Origin of the sequence: Desulfoluna butyratoxydans (assembly GCF_900699765.1) — a bacterium.
GTDB lineage: Bacteria > Desulfobacterota > Desulfobacteria > Desulfobacterales > Desulfolunaceae > Desulfoluna > Desulfoluna butyratoxydans.
In genome coordinates this window covers 1-16,740 of the sequence record NZ_CAADHO010000020.1, presented here as the reverse complement: position 1 = coordinate 16,740, position 16,740 = coordinate 1, and the positions used below count along the sequence as shown (strand labels likewise).

General features: G+C 58.3%; 5 protein-coding genes. 1 reads left to right on the top strand and 4 read right to left on the bottom strand.

Going from position 1 to position 16,740, the window contains the following annotated elements; translation table 11 throughout:
• The first annotated feature begins 484 nt into the window (after positions 1 to 484).
• Positions 485 to 889 (top strand): hypothetical protein, encoded by a 405-nt coding sequence (locus tag MSL71_RS26200; protein WP_180147462.1) that lies wholly within the window; start codon positions 485 to 487, stop codon positions 887 to 889.
• Positions 890 to 1,158: 269 nt separating this feature from the next.
• Here the strand turns inward: MSL71_RS26200 and MSL71_RS26195 are convergent, their stop codons facing one another.
• The 4 genes from MSL71_RS26195 to MSL71_RS26180 all read right to left on the bottom strand — a co-directional run bounded on the left by MSL71_RS26195 (position 1,159) and on the right by MSL71_RS26180 (position 16,676).
• Positions 1,159 to 4,800 carry a pyruvate carboxylase gene (locus MSL71_RS26195; protein WP_246317972.1) on the bottom strand — a complete coding sequence of 1,214 codons (3,642 nt, stop codon included), beginning with the start codon at positions 4,798 to 4,800 and terminating at the stop codon, positions 1,159 to 1,161.
• A 65-nt stretch (positions 4,801 to 4,865) separates the two neighbouring features.
• Positions 4,866 to 5,774 (bottom strand): biotin--[acetyl-CoA-carboxylase] ligase, encoded by a 909-nt coding sequence (locus tag MSL71_RS26190; RefSeq protein WP_180147456.1) that lies wholly within the window; start codon positions 5,772 to 5,774, stop codon positions 4,866 to 4,868.
• 677 nt (positions 5,775 to 6,451) lie between these two features.
• A complete protein-coding gene (locus MSL71_RS26185) occupies positions 6,452 to 6,865 on the bottom strand; it encodes a Na-translocating system protein MpsC family protein (RefSeq protein WP_180147453.1) in 414 nt (137 codons plus the stop codon).
• Between the two features lie 538 nt (positions 6,866 to 7,403).
• The gene (locus MSL71_RS26180) at positions 7,404 to 16,676 is read right to left on the bottom strand and encodes a LamG-like jellyroll fold domain-containing protein (protein ID WP_218951146.1); all 9,273 of its coding nucleotides are present in this window, start codon (positions 16,674 to 16,676) and stop codon (positions 7,404 to 7,406) included.
• Positions 16,677 to 16,740 lie beyond the last annotated feature (64 nt).

The window sequence follows — 16,740 nt, the reverse complement described above, 5'->3', positions numbered from 1 at the left end:
ATTTAGCTTGTATGAAAAACAGAAATGTTAGAGTAAATAAAGACTATTCGAATGACTATCCCCCGCGAAGCGGGTTTGTTCAACAATTATTAGTGGACATTTTTGTCCCATAACACCCTCTCAGGGGTAGATATGGACAATATTGTCCGATATTCCATAGACCCTCGGGAATATGGGACCATCATGTCCCGTATTCCATTTATTGGGAACCGATCTGTCCCATAATACCTTCTCAAAGGGAAAAACCGACAACGTTGTCCCATAATCCACGATATGCCGGAATACGGGACTGATTTGTCGTATATTCTTATATTTCTGGCATTTTTAGACATCCTTACAGGATGTCATCGGTGTTTGTTGTTATTAATATTGTTACTTTTAAATTTACACATCATTTTCTCGGGCATTCAGCTGTATGCTGAACACAAAGGCGACTGTCCGTATATAGCCAAGCTTTTAAATTCTTACTCTTTGGATCGTATAATTGCAAGAAGGTATTTGTGAGGCCTGGTCTTTTGCTATAAGCAATGTGCTTGAAATCAAATTTGTATCTGATATTAAAGCCTTTCAGATAAAAAGTGGCGCGACAGCTAACCGTGCTGACGGAGGTGTCGCTCCACTCCATCAATTCATAAGAAATACGCACTGGCTGTTCAGGAATCAGTGGATTTTCCACTGCGAATGCCGACGAATCGGCTCTTTGCAGGTCGCGGCCCAAATGATGATCAAGGCCGCTAAAAAGAACAAAAGCCGTCCCATGAAACCATGGGACGGCTTTTTAGTCCGTCGCTACCCGAGCCGCACCGGAGTGCGGCGCTCCAAAGGACAAGGGTGCTTGGGGGAATGTGAACAGACCTGTGGCCTTACGATGACCAAGGTCGACGTTTGATTGAAAGGCGGATGCGCTATGACCCGCGGAATCCGCCTACGCCCATGTCGATGCGTCCCCATTCGACCATCACCAATGGGCTACGGCGCGACAGGCAATCCGTCTTCGCCTGCGGCTACGCCATGACATGGGGGCAAAGCTCATTCGCAATTTGCTTTCAATGTGTTTTCGCTACCGTGGCTTCGCCACCCTTGCCGCCGGAGGCAGCTTTTCAAGTGCTAAACAGTTACATTGTATTTTGCATTTTAGACATATCCGGGTCAGGGGGATCAGCTTAACTTATGTCCGCATGCAGGACAGAATTTGAATCCGTCTCCGGTGACGGGTTCCGAACAGTTGGGGCAGGTGCTCTGTACGGGGCCAAGTTCGACGATGAGTTCTCCCTCCCGTACCGGCACCATTTTTTTATCCTCTTTGTAGTCGGCGTGTTTGACGATCCGTTTGACCACGCCGTCCATGGGGGAGAGAACCGCCTTTTCCTGTTTCATGATGGTGATGTTGAAGAGCTCTTCCCCTTTTTTGACAATGTCTCCGGGGAGGACGTAGACGATCCACAAGTCGCCGTTGGTGGGGGAGGCGACCTGGGCCGGGTTGGCTTTGTCGGCCATCTCCACGGCGCCTGCCTTGCCGTTGACGGCTTCACCGACCTTCACCGGATAGCTGTAGGTTTCGGCATCCAGGGTGTAGCGCACAAAGCTCAGGCCCTGGTCATCGGGCTCGGAGATGTCGATGACGGACATCTGATGGGGTTTGCCGTCGCTGTCTTTGAAGTTCAGCTCTGATCCCACCTTGAGGCCCTCAAACCAGATGTCCAGGGGCAGCCTGTTGGGGTTGCCGAACTGTTGCCGGAACCGCATGGTTTTCAAGGCATCTCCGGGGTGGTTGAGGTACATGACCAGCTCATCCCTGGAGGGGTTTCGCTTCAGGTGGGCCTTTAGCTGCCGGGTCTCTTCCTCGATATCGATGTCCGCAATGGACGCCAGCGGGGAGTCTTCGGTGCGTTGCTCCAGGGCCTCCTTGAAGCCGGCACCGAAGGCGCTTTCATACACCCAGTCCGGCGGGAACCCCAGGGGCAGGCGGCCAAAGCTCCCTGACAGGAGGTTGCGGAAGGCATCGTTGCTTTCCCGGTAGAGCATCAGGCGCTCTTTTTTGTAGACTTCGTCGATCTCCTCTTCGGGGACGCCTGCCACGGCATCCATGATATCGATGAGGTGCCGCACTTCGGCTTCGCCACCCCGTTTGAACGCGGCGGTCACCGCCAGGAAGGAAGTGTTCCATGTGATCTGGGAGCCCGGCGTCACGTCGTGGTAGCGCACGATCTTGCGGGTTCCTGCAAGGAAACGAAGCATGTAGGGCAGAAGGTGGATGTAACCCTGCTGCCTGGCCCCTTCCTGGGAGGAGGAGGTGGCACCGCCCGGCATGGCATGGGAGACGACGTCATGGTCGATGCCCTGGAAGTAGGGGGCGGTGTAGCGGTCATAATACGGCATGATCTGTTTGAGGACAAAGCCGGTGTCACGGATCATCTCTTTGTTAAGATTGGTTTTCAGGCCCAGCTCGCCTTCCATGTAGGCGGCCGTGGACAGGACCTCGCCCTGGCCGTACCACCGCACTGCGGCGCCGATGCCGGTGTCGACGATATGGGCTCCGGCAAGGGCTGCCTCGCCCACGGCGGGGACAAACAGACCGTCGGTGCAGTGTCTGTGGTAATGGATCACCAGCTCGGGGTACCGTTCTTTGATGGTCGTAACGAGTTGCCGCATGAACCTGGGCGGGCACACACCGGCCATGTCCTTTAAGCCGATGATGAAGCTCCTCACCGCCTGGGCCTTGGTCAGGCCGCTGACGGAGGAGACCATGGCGATGATCTCTTCAAGGACATTCATATAGTGGGGAACGTCGAACCCTTTGGCCCAGGAGAGGGAGATGGCGGGCTCGAAGACGTTGCCCGGAGAGTTCATGACCACCTCGGCAATGGGGCGCATGTTTTCAACGTGGTTCAGGAAATCAAAGCAGCGCACCACATCAAAGTCCTCGCAAATCATTTCGCCTGTCAGCCGCATGAGTTTGGGGGGCTGGGGCTTGTACCCGAGGAGGTTCGTGGACCGGACCAGGATCTGCTTGGGGGTCTTGGGGGCAAAGCGGTTCCACTCCCGGGCCTCATTGAACGGGTAGGTCATGTTGGCCAGCATGGCGACGTGGAAGTGGGCGCCGCCTCCGTTCTCCAGGGAGAAGAAACCGCACTCGTCAAGATAGGGGCCCATGATCATGTCTTCGGCAAGACGGAACCGGTTGCCGCTGTTGGACTGGGTGATGTCCCGGGCCGTTGTGTCCGTGAAGTGAACATGATCGGTGTCCCTGACGTAATCCAGCAGAGCCTTTCGGTCACATCGCGGATAGGGGGAGGGGGCATTGCCGGGCCTGACCTCCGGCAACACCGGTGTGAAGCTCCCGAGGCGCTTGTCTTCGCGCCCTCTGTAGTCTCCCAGCTCGACAAAGGGGTTGTGTCCGAAGGCCGAGATTTCTGCCACAAGTCGGCTCAACCTGACAGATTCCTGCTCATTGTCTTTGTAGTGAAGCAGCTCCGGCGTGTTCAACACAAATTTGGTGTCACACTCTCCGGCCTTGAACGTGGGATGGTTGATGATGTTGGCGTGGAAGGGCAGGGTGGTTTTGAGTCCGCCCACAATATACTCAGTGAGGGCGCGGTTCATCACCTCGAGGGTCTTGGGCCAGCTCTGGCCGTAGGCGATGAGCAGTGCCGCCGCAGAGTCATACTGGGAAGGAAACTCATAGCCGGAAGAGATGCAGGAGTCCAGGCGGATGGACGGTCCCCCCGGGGAGATGTACCGGGTGATTTTTCCGGCGTTGGGTGCAAAGTTATCCTGGGGGTCCTCGCAGTTGACCCGAAGCTGCATGGCGTAATTGTTGGGTTTGCACGTCTCATCATTTAAGCGCAGGGGGGCACCGAAGGCTACGGCGATCTGTTCTTCCACCAGGTCTACCCCGTATCGGCACTCGGTGATCCCGTGCTCCACCTGAAGGCGGGTGTTGACCTCGATGAGGTGGGGGGTGCCGTCGGCATCCAGCAGGAACTCCACCGTTGCCAGTGAGTGATAGCCGATTTCCCTGACCAGTTTTCGGGCGTACTCTTTAAGCTGGCTTCGAATCTCAGGGGTCATCCCGGCCCAGGGGGAGGGGGTGATCTCGATGAGCTTCTGGTGATTTCGCTGGACCGTGCAGTCCCGCTCGTCAAAGGCGAAGACGTTTCCGTGCTTGTCCGCGATCACCTGGATCTCGATATGGCGCACTTGGGTTAACATTTTTTCAACAAACAGGCGGGGGTTGCCAAAGGTGGCGTGGGCAAGGGCCGTGGCCTTTTCGAAGGCGCTGTCAAGCTGGTCCTCGCGGGTGATCTCATAGATCCCCCGGCCTCCGCCGCCGCCTTCCGCCTTGAGCATGACGGGCAGCCCGATTTGTTTGACAATGGTTTTTGCCTCTTCGATGGTCACGGCGCCGTCGGAGCCGGGCACAATGGGAACCCCCAGGTCCCGGGCGAGTTTTCGCACCGCCACCTTGTTGCCGAGAAGGCGCATGGCATCGGTTTCAGGGCCGATAAACAGGATGCCCGCCTGGGCGCATTTTTTGGGAAAGATGTCATCTTCCGAGGCAAAGCCCCAGCCGGGGTGAATCGCGGTGATGTCTCTGGCTTTGGCTTCGGCGATGATCTGGTCGATATTGAGGTAGGCCCTGGGGTTTTCACCCAACAAAATGAGTTCCTGGGCGCCGGCGGTAAAGGGGGCGGTCTTATCCACATCCGTAGCCGTTACCACCGGGATGGCTCCGAGCTCCCGTATGGAGCGCGCGATGCGCCTGGCCGTGATTCCCCGGTTTGCCACCAATATTTTCATGCCTTTCAAATCTTGGACAACCTGCTTAAATGTCGTTTCTTTCAACGTGATTCTCCTTTTCTATTTCAAACGTGCAAAGGGTAGATGCTTGCTGACCGGACGATGGTTGTTCCGCTGCGTGTAAGCAGCTTCAAGCCGCCGTTGGATGATAAACCGAGTATCTTCGCTTCATAAGGCGGGTTTGCGTAGTCTTCAACCCGCACCATGTCTCCCGCAAATGCCAGATGTGGCAGGATTTTTGCCATAAGTTCCGGCAGATCGGATGAAGTGAACGTACGTAAACTATCCCGTGTTGTCGTTACGAGGTGTTGCCAGAGGGAAAGGGGAGACAGGCCCTTATGGCCAAAGTCCTTCAAGCACGCAGCGGCAAGTGCGTTGTCGCTGCGAAGCCTCTCTTCGGGCGGGTTCGAGGTGAGGTTGATACCGACGCCCACCATCCTCACGCCCCCCTTTTCTTCGATGAGAATCCCGCCCACTTTTTTGTTGCCCATGACCAGGTCGTTGGGCCATTTCAGCTTCGCTTGTACGCCAATGGATCCAAGGGCTGTGACCAGCGCATACCCCACAAGCAGCGGGAGGCAGTCTACCTCCAGCAAGGCCGATGAGGGCAGGCGTATTGTGCCGTAGATATTTCCCGTCGGTGAATGCCACTGCCTTCCCAGCTGCCCTTTGCCAGCCCACTGGCTTGCTGCCAGTACCGAGCCCCATTCAGGCAACAGATTCTTTAGGTGGAAACACCAGGCGAGCTGCATGCTGGAGGCACAGGGGCCGGTCACAAACACAGGCAGGTTTTCGCTTTTTCCTGAGACCCAGCATCTGCTTCCGGGGCCTTCCGAAACGAGGCATGCCGGGCTCCAGTGCAAGGGGGATTCACCATCCGGCCCGCAGACCCGGGACATGTCCCGCAATTGACCGGGGCCGATGCCTTCGGCAACATCCTCTATGCCGGTGCCCCACAAAATTGTATCGGCCATTGGTTAACCTTCCCGTTTCGTCTATCCCGAATATTTCATGCGAAAACGATTGAGATAAAGCAATAAAGCATTTGTAAAATACAAAATGTAATTCACGGTTTTCTGCTCGATTTTCACACCCTTCGGGCGAGCCGAGTGCACCCATCTTCTGCGTTATCACAGCTTTGAGGTAAACAACGACATCTGCAGCTCTGATGCCTTGAATATGGGCGCACTCGACTCGTGAAATATCCGGGTTGGGGAGCCATGTATTCAGCGGTCCAAGGTGCGCGAGGGGTTTTCCTGCACTTCAGGGCCACCTGCTATGTGTTGAGAGGAGCCTGGGGGAATCGTTCTACCTCCATGCTCTGTTAGACTCATTCTCCAATTATTCCATTTATTTGAGGCTTCCACAAGCCCCTCGGCAAAGTAAAGGCCTTTGGTTTACGCACAAAAAAAGGCCAACAGCGATTACACTGTTGGCCTATTCGAAGCTGATCCCCTTAAAAGAAGGTACGATCCTCTTTTTGTCTACCAAACTACCTTTAATTTTTATTGACCCCGAGCATATGGAAGATTAATTCAGGTGTCAATTATTATTTGTCTGCATGGCCGGAAGCCCCATGGACCCTTAGTACGCGTGAGTTGCGTCAGTGGGCGCCTGTCATCGCAGTTTTTTCATTTATATACTGCCACCATCAGCTGTAAGAAAACTTTTCTTCCACATCCTGCTCAAAGGTAATGACAATAATCCGCTCTCCCGCTTTGGTGCTGATGTCTGTATGAAAGCTGACCACATTGATGCCGGTAATGCCGGTGATGACATCCCCAAGAATGTCGCAGGCATTTTCCAGAAGTTTAGCCCGGACCTGCTTGATGAGCTGCGTACCGGCGTCATCCGTTGCAAGATGTCGCTCAGCCGGTGTCAATACGCCTTTCAGGCGAATCAGCACCATGTCCTCGATGATATGGCTCCTCACATCCACCGGACCGCGTCCCATATGCTCTTTTTCAAACGTGAGCAGCGCACTGCTTATTTCGGCCTCCACCTGTCCCTTGCTTTTCTTCTGAGCCGTGCGCGTTCGTTTCTTAATAACCTCTGGTTTATTCATTGTCATCCTGTGGCTGCTTGGTGTTTTCAAAAGCACCACAATACTATAGGGGCTGGCGACAGGTCAACGTTCAGGGCCCGGGCATAGCCCGGACATTTCCCCATAGCCCGGATATTTTATGGAAAAACGACGAAGCCGGGATAATAAGCTGTGATTGCAGTGTGTTGTCACGAAAGTGCTTCAAAATGTCATTCACGGTTCTCTGCTCGATTTTCTCACCCTTCGGGCGAGCCGAGCTAAGTGAGACGCACTGAAACGGAGCACCGCACTCCTGTGGGGCTTTTTTGCCCGTTGTTACCTATGCCGCACCGGAGTGCGGCGTTCCCGGGATCAAGGGGGACAAAATGGTGATGAAAACATGCTGATGGTCGAAACGATGACCAAGGTCAAAAAGAAACCTAACCGGTAGTGGGGTATGGGGCCTTTAGGCGCAGAGATAGGCTTAACATTCACGCCTCCCGTTCGACGGGAGGTTATGACTCCGGTGGGCCGCTTTTGACAAAACAACCCACCGGAGACACGTTGGACAGGTACGGCTTTATTGGATGGCCGTGCCGTCGTCGGTGAAGATGGGGATGTGTTTGTCCGCATCGTCCACGGAGACGATCTGCACCTGGGTGCCGTCTGTGTTGGAGAAGAGCCCGTTGCCGTCGTGTGTCCATCCGTCGCCGGAGTTGGAGAGGTCTACGGTGATCTGGTCACCGTCGCCCCCTGAGACGTGGAGCACGTTCTCCGGTCCGGTCATGTCCAGCACATCCTCCAAGGTAAGGGAGACGGTCTGGGCACTGTCCGAAGTAAGATCCAGGGCTTCAATGTTGGTGACCGCGTCCTTGTCCAGGGCGCTGAAGTCCAGGACCTGCTGGGAGATTCTCAGGGTATCGGTGCCTTCGCCGCCGTCCACATGGGCGTCCTGGGTATCAAAGACAATGGTATCGTCCCCTCCGCCTGCGTGGATGGTATCGTGGCCCTGGCCGCCGTCGAAGATCTCATCGGCGTCGTTTCCGATCAGAACGTCGTCTCCCTCGTTGCCGTAGAGATGGACAGGGGCGTTGTCGGTGGTGCCTTCAATGGTGACATGGCTTGTGTTGCCCTGGTGGTCATAGGTACCGGACACCTCACTGCCGTCACTCAGGGATATGGTGATGCCGACATCTTGCTTACCGAAAGCATTGCCTTTGTTATTACTCAGGAATTCCGTCTCGATGCCGAACCGGAATTCTTCCTGTGAGGTAAAGGTCCCCGGTTCGAAGGTTATGGTCATCTGGGAGTGATCTTCGGAGAACGAAAAGGTCACATCGTCAGATGAAATTCCTGAGGTGCGGTCCCCGATAAATGGACCGGTGAAAGCGGGGAAAAAAGGATTAAATATAGCGTCACTATCTCCTCCTGCACCCAGGTTGATGGTGACAGCCAGGATGGACAGAGACGTATCACTCGTAAACTGGATACCCATTTGATTTGATGAATCACCAGTCCAGCCCCTTTCGACATCAGCCAGGATAGAAAACGTACCGGAATTGGACCTTGTGTTCACAAGGATGTCGTCGCCGATGGTGCCGTAAAGGCTCGCATTATCCTCCACCACAACCTCGGCCTTGGCCGTGTCCGAGACGTCCCCCGAAGAGATGTCGTAGGTAAAGGCATCGCCGTCGGAAAGATCGTGCAGGGTCACCTGATCGGATGACTGGGTCAGTTGGGTACTGCCTTCGGCATGGATGCTTCCGTCATCGATGCTGTTTGCCCCAGAGTCGTTTGCCAGAAGGGCAGAAAAGTCTATGGACAGGTCATCCCCCAGGGCCGCGTTGGTGATGATGGTGTCGTGGTTGGCATCAATGGCGGCCACGTAGTCCAGATTGATGATGAGGTCAACGGACGTGGTGTCGCCGTCACCGTCTACGGCTGTGAGGACAAAGACCTCCTGCTCTCCGGAGACCGTGTCATGGGGATTGATGGTGTAGAAGTACTCCCCGGTTTCGAAGTTGATGTCGATGATACCGCCCCGAGCCGTGGTGATGCTTTCCGTGGGTGAGCCGGATGGATCGTAGGTGTGAAGTTGCCCGTCCACCAGGATAGACTGGAGGTGCCCGCCGTCTGCGCCCAGGTGAATACCGTCGTTGCCTTCGGTGGCCAGGAGAGTAGCATCGCCCTTGACGATCCCTTCAGATACCGTCTCAAGCAAAGTCTGCTTGAGGTCAAAGGCGTTGTGGACCTGGACCACGTGGGGGTCGGGGTCGTTCGGGTCCGCAGGGTTGGGCCAGGCGATGGGGTTCAGGGCTTCCAGCGTTGAATCTTCGGTAATTCCGATTCCAAAGACCGTATCGATAGAGCTTCCTTCGTTCTGGAGGAAGTTTTCCCATTCGGTTTGGTTGCACTCATCGCCCCGGTTGGGTTCTCCATCAGAGATGAAGTAGAGCAGTGTGCTGTCTGCCTCGGGGGGATCGAAATCGTGTCTTACCGTGTCCAGCGCGCCGTCATAGTCGGTGCCGCCCCAGGCATGGATCTCGTTCAGGTAGGTGTTGGCCCCGGTTTTATCGTCCATGAACCACTCTGATTTTACGGCAGAGTTCTCGAATCGGACAAACTGAATGTTGACGTTGCCGAGGTTGTCGTAGGAATCGAACATGGCGGCAAGGGCATCCTTTGCGATATCCATGCGGACGTTGTTCGGGTCAAAGTCCGGAGAATTTTCGCGGTTCCCATCCATGTCGAAGGCCATACTGCCGGATCGGTCCAGCACAATAATAAGGTTGGTGGTTTTTACGTCCGCCGCGTCTTCATGGATATCTGCCGTTACAGTCTCACCTGTCGGGGCGTCATCCTGGATGTTTACCGTAAGGGATCCGGTCAGTTGTTCTCCGTCGGAATCCGAGATCGTGTAGCTTATGGTGTCCACCACATCGTCACCCTGGGACGGATGCTCCAGGGTGTACTCGTAATCCCCTGCTCGGTGAAGGCCGTCGGATTCGGTGTATACCGTGATAGTGCCGTGGTCCGTCTGAATACTCAGCTGGCCGCCGGATGCCTCCGTGTCGCTGTGGGCTCCGCTGGTGATGCTTGAGATGAAGGCATCGCCGTCCACACCCATGTCGTTGTCCAACAGGTTGCCGGTAACGGTCTCTGAATCAGTGGCTGCCTCGGTTCCTTCGGGCAGGCCTGCCTCGTGGGCAACGGCGCTGTCGGCAACCGTAGACAGGTTATCATGGCGGATGGTGACGGAAGCCGTGGAGCTGTCGCCGTCCGAGTCGGTAATGGTATAGTCAAAGCTGTCTTCGAGGTTCCACCAGTGGGGATGCCAGTGCTCTGAGGACGTGTAGGTGTAGCTTCCGTCTTGATGGATTTGCAGCGTGCCGTGGTCGCCCACGATCGTATTGTTTGTGACTATATCCGATCCATTCATCAGGGAACCGTCATCTGCAAAGGTATAGGTCGTCCCGTCAAAGGAAATGGCCGTGAGAGTCACGTCATCGGCATCGACATCGTCGGCACCCATGTCCTCGCCTCCTTGACCCAGGATGACATTACCGGTGGCTGTGCCCCTGAAGCCGACACTGTCCGTGTCATCCACGGCAACGGGAGCAGAGTCCATGACGTAAATTTCCAGGGATGAGGAGGTTGACGCCGAAGCGCCGCTGTCGGCTTCGGTGGACGTTGCCGTGGCCGTAAGCGTATAAGACTGTCCAAAGCTGTCTTGGGCGTCGGCATAGGCGGTGATGGTCAGGTTCGACAGGTCCCAGTCAGTGACGTCCATTTCGTGGAGGGCATCCGTGGCGGTAAAGGTGTGGGTTCCGTCGGTAAGAACCGCACCCGTGGGGATACCCGAGAGCACGATGGAGGTGATGGACTCCGACCCGTCCGTGTCCGTCGGTTGTGCTCCAAGGGTAATGGAGACCGGGTCGCCTTCCATGCCGATCAGGTCATACTGAGATTGATTGGACTCATAGGTGTGGATCTGAGAGATCTCCTCATCCGTCAATACCCTGTCGTACACACGGATGTCATCGAGCTGGCCTTCCAGGTACGTGTGGTTGCCGTCGGATCCGAAGGTCGCACCGAATCCGCTGAGATCCATGCCATCCCTGATGCCGGGTTCTGTTACTCTGGTGTCCTCAAGAACACCGTCGACGTACATCTTGGTCTCACCGGTTTCATGGTCCCGGGTCATGACCACATGGTGCCACTGCCCGTCGTTTACGGCCGTGGTGGATCCGGCCCCGGTGCTGTCCCCAACCCCCATGTTGATCTGCCCGTCGTCGTCGATCCATCCCCATTGGATATCGTCTGTCCCGCCGTGTTTTTCGGAGCCGATGATACTCGGAGAGTTCCACCCAATGGTGTTGGTCCCGTCTCCTCCCGTATACCCGTCCGGGAGCTTGACCCAGACAGAGAGAGTCGCCGTGCCGGAAAGCGGTTCGGTGTAATCCCCGGAGACATCCACGTAGTCCCCGTCACCGTCCAGGACCAGGGCACCGTTGTTGTGGTCCGATCCTGCAGAATGCGCACCACCAGTCAAGGTGCCTTCCTGATCGTTCACAAGGTCGTGGGTTGTTCCTCCGGGGGCACCATTTTCCTCAAAGACCCAATGTCCCACCAGTCCGTCACTCACCACATTGTCGCTGCTCACCTGAAAATCGATCACAGGCGCATCCGCAACAGGCGTTACCGTAACATGGAGAGATTCCGTAGTGGTGGCGGTGTTCCCTCCGATCTCCGTGGATGTCACTGTAACCGTGAGGTCAAAATCCACATCACTGTCGGCCGGCGGCTTGATGGTGAGGCCGTCAAGCTGGTCCTGGGTTAAGGTCCATGTGCCGTCCCCGTTGTCGGTGCCTGCGCTGAGAATGGCGCCGTCGGGCACATCCCCGATGGTGATGGCAGACAGGGTCTCGCTGCCGTCGGTGTCGGTGAGGGCGGCAGAGATGTCCAGAGGAATCTCTGTGTCTTCGTTGCCTGTGACATCGGTTGTCTCCACGGACGGTGCGCTTGCCGTTATGTCCACGGTGTGGGTGGATTCAGTAGAGGCGGTAAAGGGATTACCCGCGTCATCGGTACCGGTCACTGTGACGGTGAACTCGGTGTCTAAGGCGAGATCGGAGCCCGCCACGTTCACGGTGAAGGTGCCGTCTGCGTTCACCGTCCCCTGGTAAGGCGTGCCGTTGACGGTAAAGGTGACCACGTCGCCGTCGGCGGCGTCGCCGCCGACGGTGCCTGAGACCTGAACGGTGCCGCCAGCTTCCGTGGCGTTGAGGACATCATCGGTCGTGATGGGGTTGACAGCAATGGTGGCCGAAGCGTCGGTGTCTTTTGTGATGATGTCAGTGGTCTGTGTGGCAGTGTTGCCGTTTGCGTCTTCGGCATCGAGGGTCACGGTCAGGGTGCCATCGTTGAACGAAGAAACATCCACGTTGGCGGTCCAGGTGCCGTCGGGCAGAAGGGTGTAGTCGCCCTCATTTAAAGTGATGGTGGTGTCGCCGTCGGAGATGGTGAGTCCGGTGATACGACCGCCGGCTTCGATGGAACCGGAGAGCTGGGTGTTGCCCAGGTCGTCCGTGGAGCTGATGACGCCGTCGTTACCGGAGTCTGCGATGTCGACCGAGGAAGCGTCCGCCACGGTGTCCTTGGCGATGGTGTCGGTGACCTGTGCGGCGGTGTTGCCGTTTGCGTCTTCGGCGTCGAGGGTCACGGTCAGGGTGCCGTCGTTGAACGAGGAAACATCCACGTTGGCGGTCCAGGTCCCATCGGCCAGGAGGGTGTAGTCACCCTCGTGCAGGGTGATGGTGGTGGATCCGTCGGAGATGGTGAGCCCGGTGATACGGCCGCCGGCCTCAATGGAACCGGAGAGCTGGGTGTTGCCCAGATCGTCCGTGGAGCTGATGACGCCGTCGTTACCGGAGTCTGCGATGTCGACCGAGGACGCTTCGGCCACGGTGTCCTTGGCAATGGTGTCGGTGACCTGTGCGGCGGTGTTGCCGTGGGCATCTTCGGCGTCGAGGGTCACGGTCAGGGCGCCGTCGGTTAACGAAGAGACATCCACGTTGGCGGTCCAGGTGCCGTCGGCCAGGAGGGTGTAGTCGCCCTCATTTAAAGTGATGGTGGTGTCGCCGTCGGAGATGGTGAGCCCGGTGATACGGCCACCGGCTTCGATGGTCCCGGAGAGCTGGGTGTTGCCCAGATCGTCCGTGGAGCTGATGACGCCGTCTGCCCCGGAGTCTGCGATGTCGACCGAGGAAGCGTCCGCCACGGTGTCCTTGGCAATGGTGTCGGTGACCTGTGCGGCGGTGTTGCCGTGGGCATCTTCGGCGTCGAGGGTCACGGTCAGGGCGCCGTCGGTTAACGAAGAGACATCCACGTTGGCGGTCCAGGTGCCGTCGGCCAGGAGGGTGTAGTCGCCCTCATTTAAAGTGATGGTGGTGGATCCGTCGGAGATGGTGAGCCCGGTGATACGGCCGCCGGCCTCGATGGAACCGGAGAGCTGGGTGTGGCCCAGATCGTCCGTGGAGCTGATGACGCCATCGGCCCCGGAGTCTACGATGGTGACCTCAGATACGTCCGCCACGGTGTCCTTGGCTATGGTGTCGGTGACCTGTGCGGCGTTGTTGCCGTTTGCGTCCTCGGCATCGAGGGTCACGGTCAGGGTGCCGTCGTTGAACGAGGAGACATCCACGTTGGCGGTCCAGGTGCCGTCGGGCAGAAGGGTGTAGTCACCCTCGTGCAGGGTGATGGTGGTTGAGCCGTCGGAGATGGTGAGTCCGGTGATACGACCGCCGGCTTCGATGGTCCCGGAGAGCTGGGTGTGGCCCAGATCGTCCGTGGAGCTGATGACGCCGTCGGCCCCGGAGTCTGCGATGTCGACCGAGGAAGCGTCTGCCACGGTGTCCTTGGCAATGGTGTCGGTGACCTGGGCGGCGGTGTTGCCGTTTGCGTCCTCGGCATCGAGGGTCACGGTCAGGGTGCCGTCGTTGAACGAGGAGACATCCACGTTGGCGGTCCAGGTGCCGTCGGGCAGAAGGGTGTAGTCACCCTCATTTAAGGTGATGGTGGTGTCGCCGTCGGAGATGGTGAGTCCGGTGATACGACCGCCGGCTTCGATGGTCCCGGAGAGCTGGGTGTGGCCCAGGTCGTCCGTGGAGCTGATGACGCCGTCGTTACCGGAGTCTTCGATGGTGACCGAGGAAGCGTCCGCCACGGTGTCCTTGGCAATGGTGTCGGTGACCTGTGCGGCGTTGTTGCCGTTTGCGTCCTCGGCATCGAGGGTCACGGTCAGGGTGCCGTCGTTGAACGAGGAGACATCCACGTTGGCGGTCCAGGTCCCATCGGCCAGAAGGGTGTAGTCACCCTCATTTAAGGTGATGGTGGTGTCGCCGTCGGAGATGGTGAGCCCGGTGATACGGCCGCCGGCCTCGATGGAACCGGAGAGCTGGGTGTGGCCCAGATCGTCCGTGGAGCTGATGATGCCATCGGCCCCGGAGTCTGCGATGTCGACCGAGGAAGCGTCCGCCACGGTGTCCTTGGCGATGGTGTCGGTGACCTGTGCGGCGGTGTTGCCGTTTGCGTCTTCGGCGTCGAGGGTCACGGTCAGGGTGCCGTCGTTGAACGAGGAGACATCCACGTTGGCGGTCCAGGTGCCGTCGTGCAGGAGGGTGTAGTCACCCTCGTGCAGGGTGATGGTGGTGGAGCCGTCGGAGATGGTGAGCCCGGTGATACGGCCGCCGGCCTCGATGGAACCGGAGAGCTGGGTGTGGCCCAGGTCGTCCGTGGAGCTGATGACGCCGTCTGCCCCGGAGTCTGCGATGTCGACCGAGGAAGCGTCCGCCACGGTGTCCTTGGCAATGGTGTCGGTGACCTGTGCGCCGGTGTTGCCGTTTGCGTCCTCGGCATCGAGGGTCACGGTCAGGGTGCCGTCGTTGAAGGAGGAGACATCCACGTTGGCGGTCCAGGTGCCGTCGGGCAGAAGGGTGTAGTCACCCTCATTTAAGGTGATGGTGGTGGAGCCGTCGGAGATGGTGAGCCCGGTGATACGGCCGCCGGCCTCGATGGAACCGGAGAGCTGGGTGTGGCCCAGGTCGTCCGTGGAGCTGATGACGCCATCGTTACCGGAGTCTGCGATGTCGACCGAGGAAGCGTCAGCCACGGTGTCCTTGGCGATGGTGTCGGTGACCTGTGCGGCGGTGTTGCCGTTTGCGTCTTCGGCATCGAGGGTCACGGTCAGGGTGCCGTCGTTGAACGAGGAGACATCCACGTTGGCGGTCCAGGTCCCATCGGCCAGGAGGGTGTAGTCACCCTCGTGCAGGGTGATGGTGGTGGATCCGTCGGAGATGGTGAGCCCGGTGATACGGCCGCCGGCCTCAATGGAACCGGAGAGCTGGGTGTTGCCCAGATCGTCCGTGGAGCTGATGACGCCGTCGGCCCCGGAGTCTGCGATGTCGACCGAGGACGCTTCGGCCACGGTGTCCTTGGCGATGGTGTCGGTGACCTGTGCGGCGTTGTTGCCGTTTGCGTCCTCGGCATCGAGGGTCACGGTCAGGGTGCCGTCGTTGAAGGAGGAGACATCCACGTTGGCGGTCCAGGTGCCGTCGGGCAGGAGGGTGTAGTCACCCTCGTGCAGGGTGATGGTGGTGGAGCCGTCGGAGATGGTGAGCCCGGTGATACGGCCGCCGGCCTCGATGGAACCGGAGAGCTGGGTGTTGCCCAGATCGTCCGTGGAGCTGATGACGCCGTCGGCCCCGGAGTCTGCGATGTCGACCGAGGAAGCGTCTGCCACGGTGTCCTTGGCAATGGTGTCGGTGACCTGGGCGGCGGTGTTGCCGTTTGCGTCCTCGGCGTCGAGGGTCACGGTCAGGGTGCCGTCGTTGAACGAGGAGACATCCACGTTGGCGGTCCAGGTCCCATCGGCCAGGAGGGTGTAGTCGCCCTCGTGCAGGGTGATGGTGGTTGAGCCGTCGGAGATGGTGAGTCCGGTGATACGACCGCCGGCTTCGATGGTCCCGGAGAGCTGGGTGTTGCCCAGGTCGTCCGTGGAGCTGATGACGCCGTCGTTACCGGAGTCTGCGATGTCGACCGAGGAAGCGTCCGCCACGGTGTCCTTGGCAATGGTGTCGGTGACCTGTGCGGCGGTGTTGCCGTTTGCGTCCTCGGCATCGAGGGTCACGGTCAGGGTGCCGTCGTTGAACGAGGAGACATCCACGTTGGCGGTCCAGGTGCCGTCGGGCAGAAGGGTGTAGTCACCCTCATTTAAGGTGATGGTGGTGGAGCCGTCGGAGATGGTGAGTCCGGTGATACGACCGCCGGCCTCAATGGAACCGGAGAGCTGGGTGTGGCCCAGATCGTCCGTGGAGCTGATGACGCCGTCGGCCCCGGAGTCTGCGATGTCGACCGAGGAAGCGTCCGCCACGGTGTCCTTGGCAATGGTGTCGGTGACCTGTGCGGCTGTGTTGCCGTTTGCGTCCTCGGCGTCGAGGGTCACGGTCAGGGTGCCGTCGTTGAACGAGGAGACATCCACGTTGGCGGTCCAGGTGCCGTCGGGCAGGAGGGTGTAGTCACCCTCGTGCAGGGTGATGGTGGTTGAGCCGTCGGAGATGGTGAGCCCGGTGATACGGCCGCCGGCTTCGATGGAACCGGAGAGCTGGGTGTGGCCCAGATCGTCCGTGGAGCTGATCACCCCATCGGCCCCGGAGTCTGCGATGTCGACCGAGGAAGCGTCCGCCACGGTGTCCTTGGCGATGGTGTCGGTGACCTGTGCGGCGTTGTTGCCGTTTGCGTCCTCGGCGTCGAGGGTCACGGTCAGGGTGCCGTCGTTGAACGAGGAGACATCCACGTTGGCGGTCCAGGTGCCGTCGGGCAGAAGGGTGTAGTCGCCCTCGTGCAGGGTGATGGTGGTG

What these genes read in the sequence shown, in the direction of transcription:
- MSL71_RS26195 (WP_246317972.1), bottom strand. Translation starts at nt 4,800, where the DNA reads ATGAAAATATTGGTGGCAAACCGGGGAATCACGGCCAGGCGCATCGCG.
- MSL71_RS26190 (WP_180147456.1), bottom strand. Translation starts at nt 5,774, where the DNA reads ATGGCCGATACAATTTTGTGGGGCACCGGCATAGAGGATGTTGCCGAA.
- MSL71_RS26185 (WP_180147453.1), bottom strand. Translation starts at nt 6,865, where the DNA reads ATGAATAAACCAGAGGTTATTAAGAAACGAACGCGCACGGCTCAGAAG.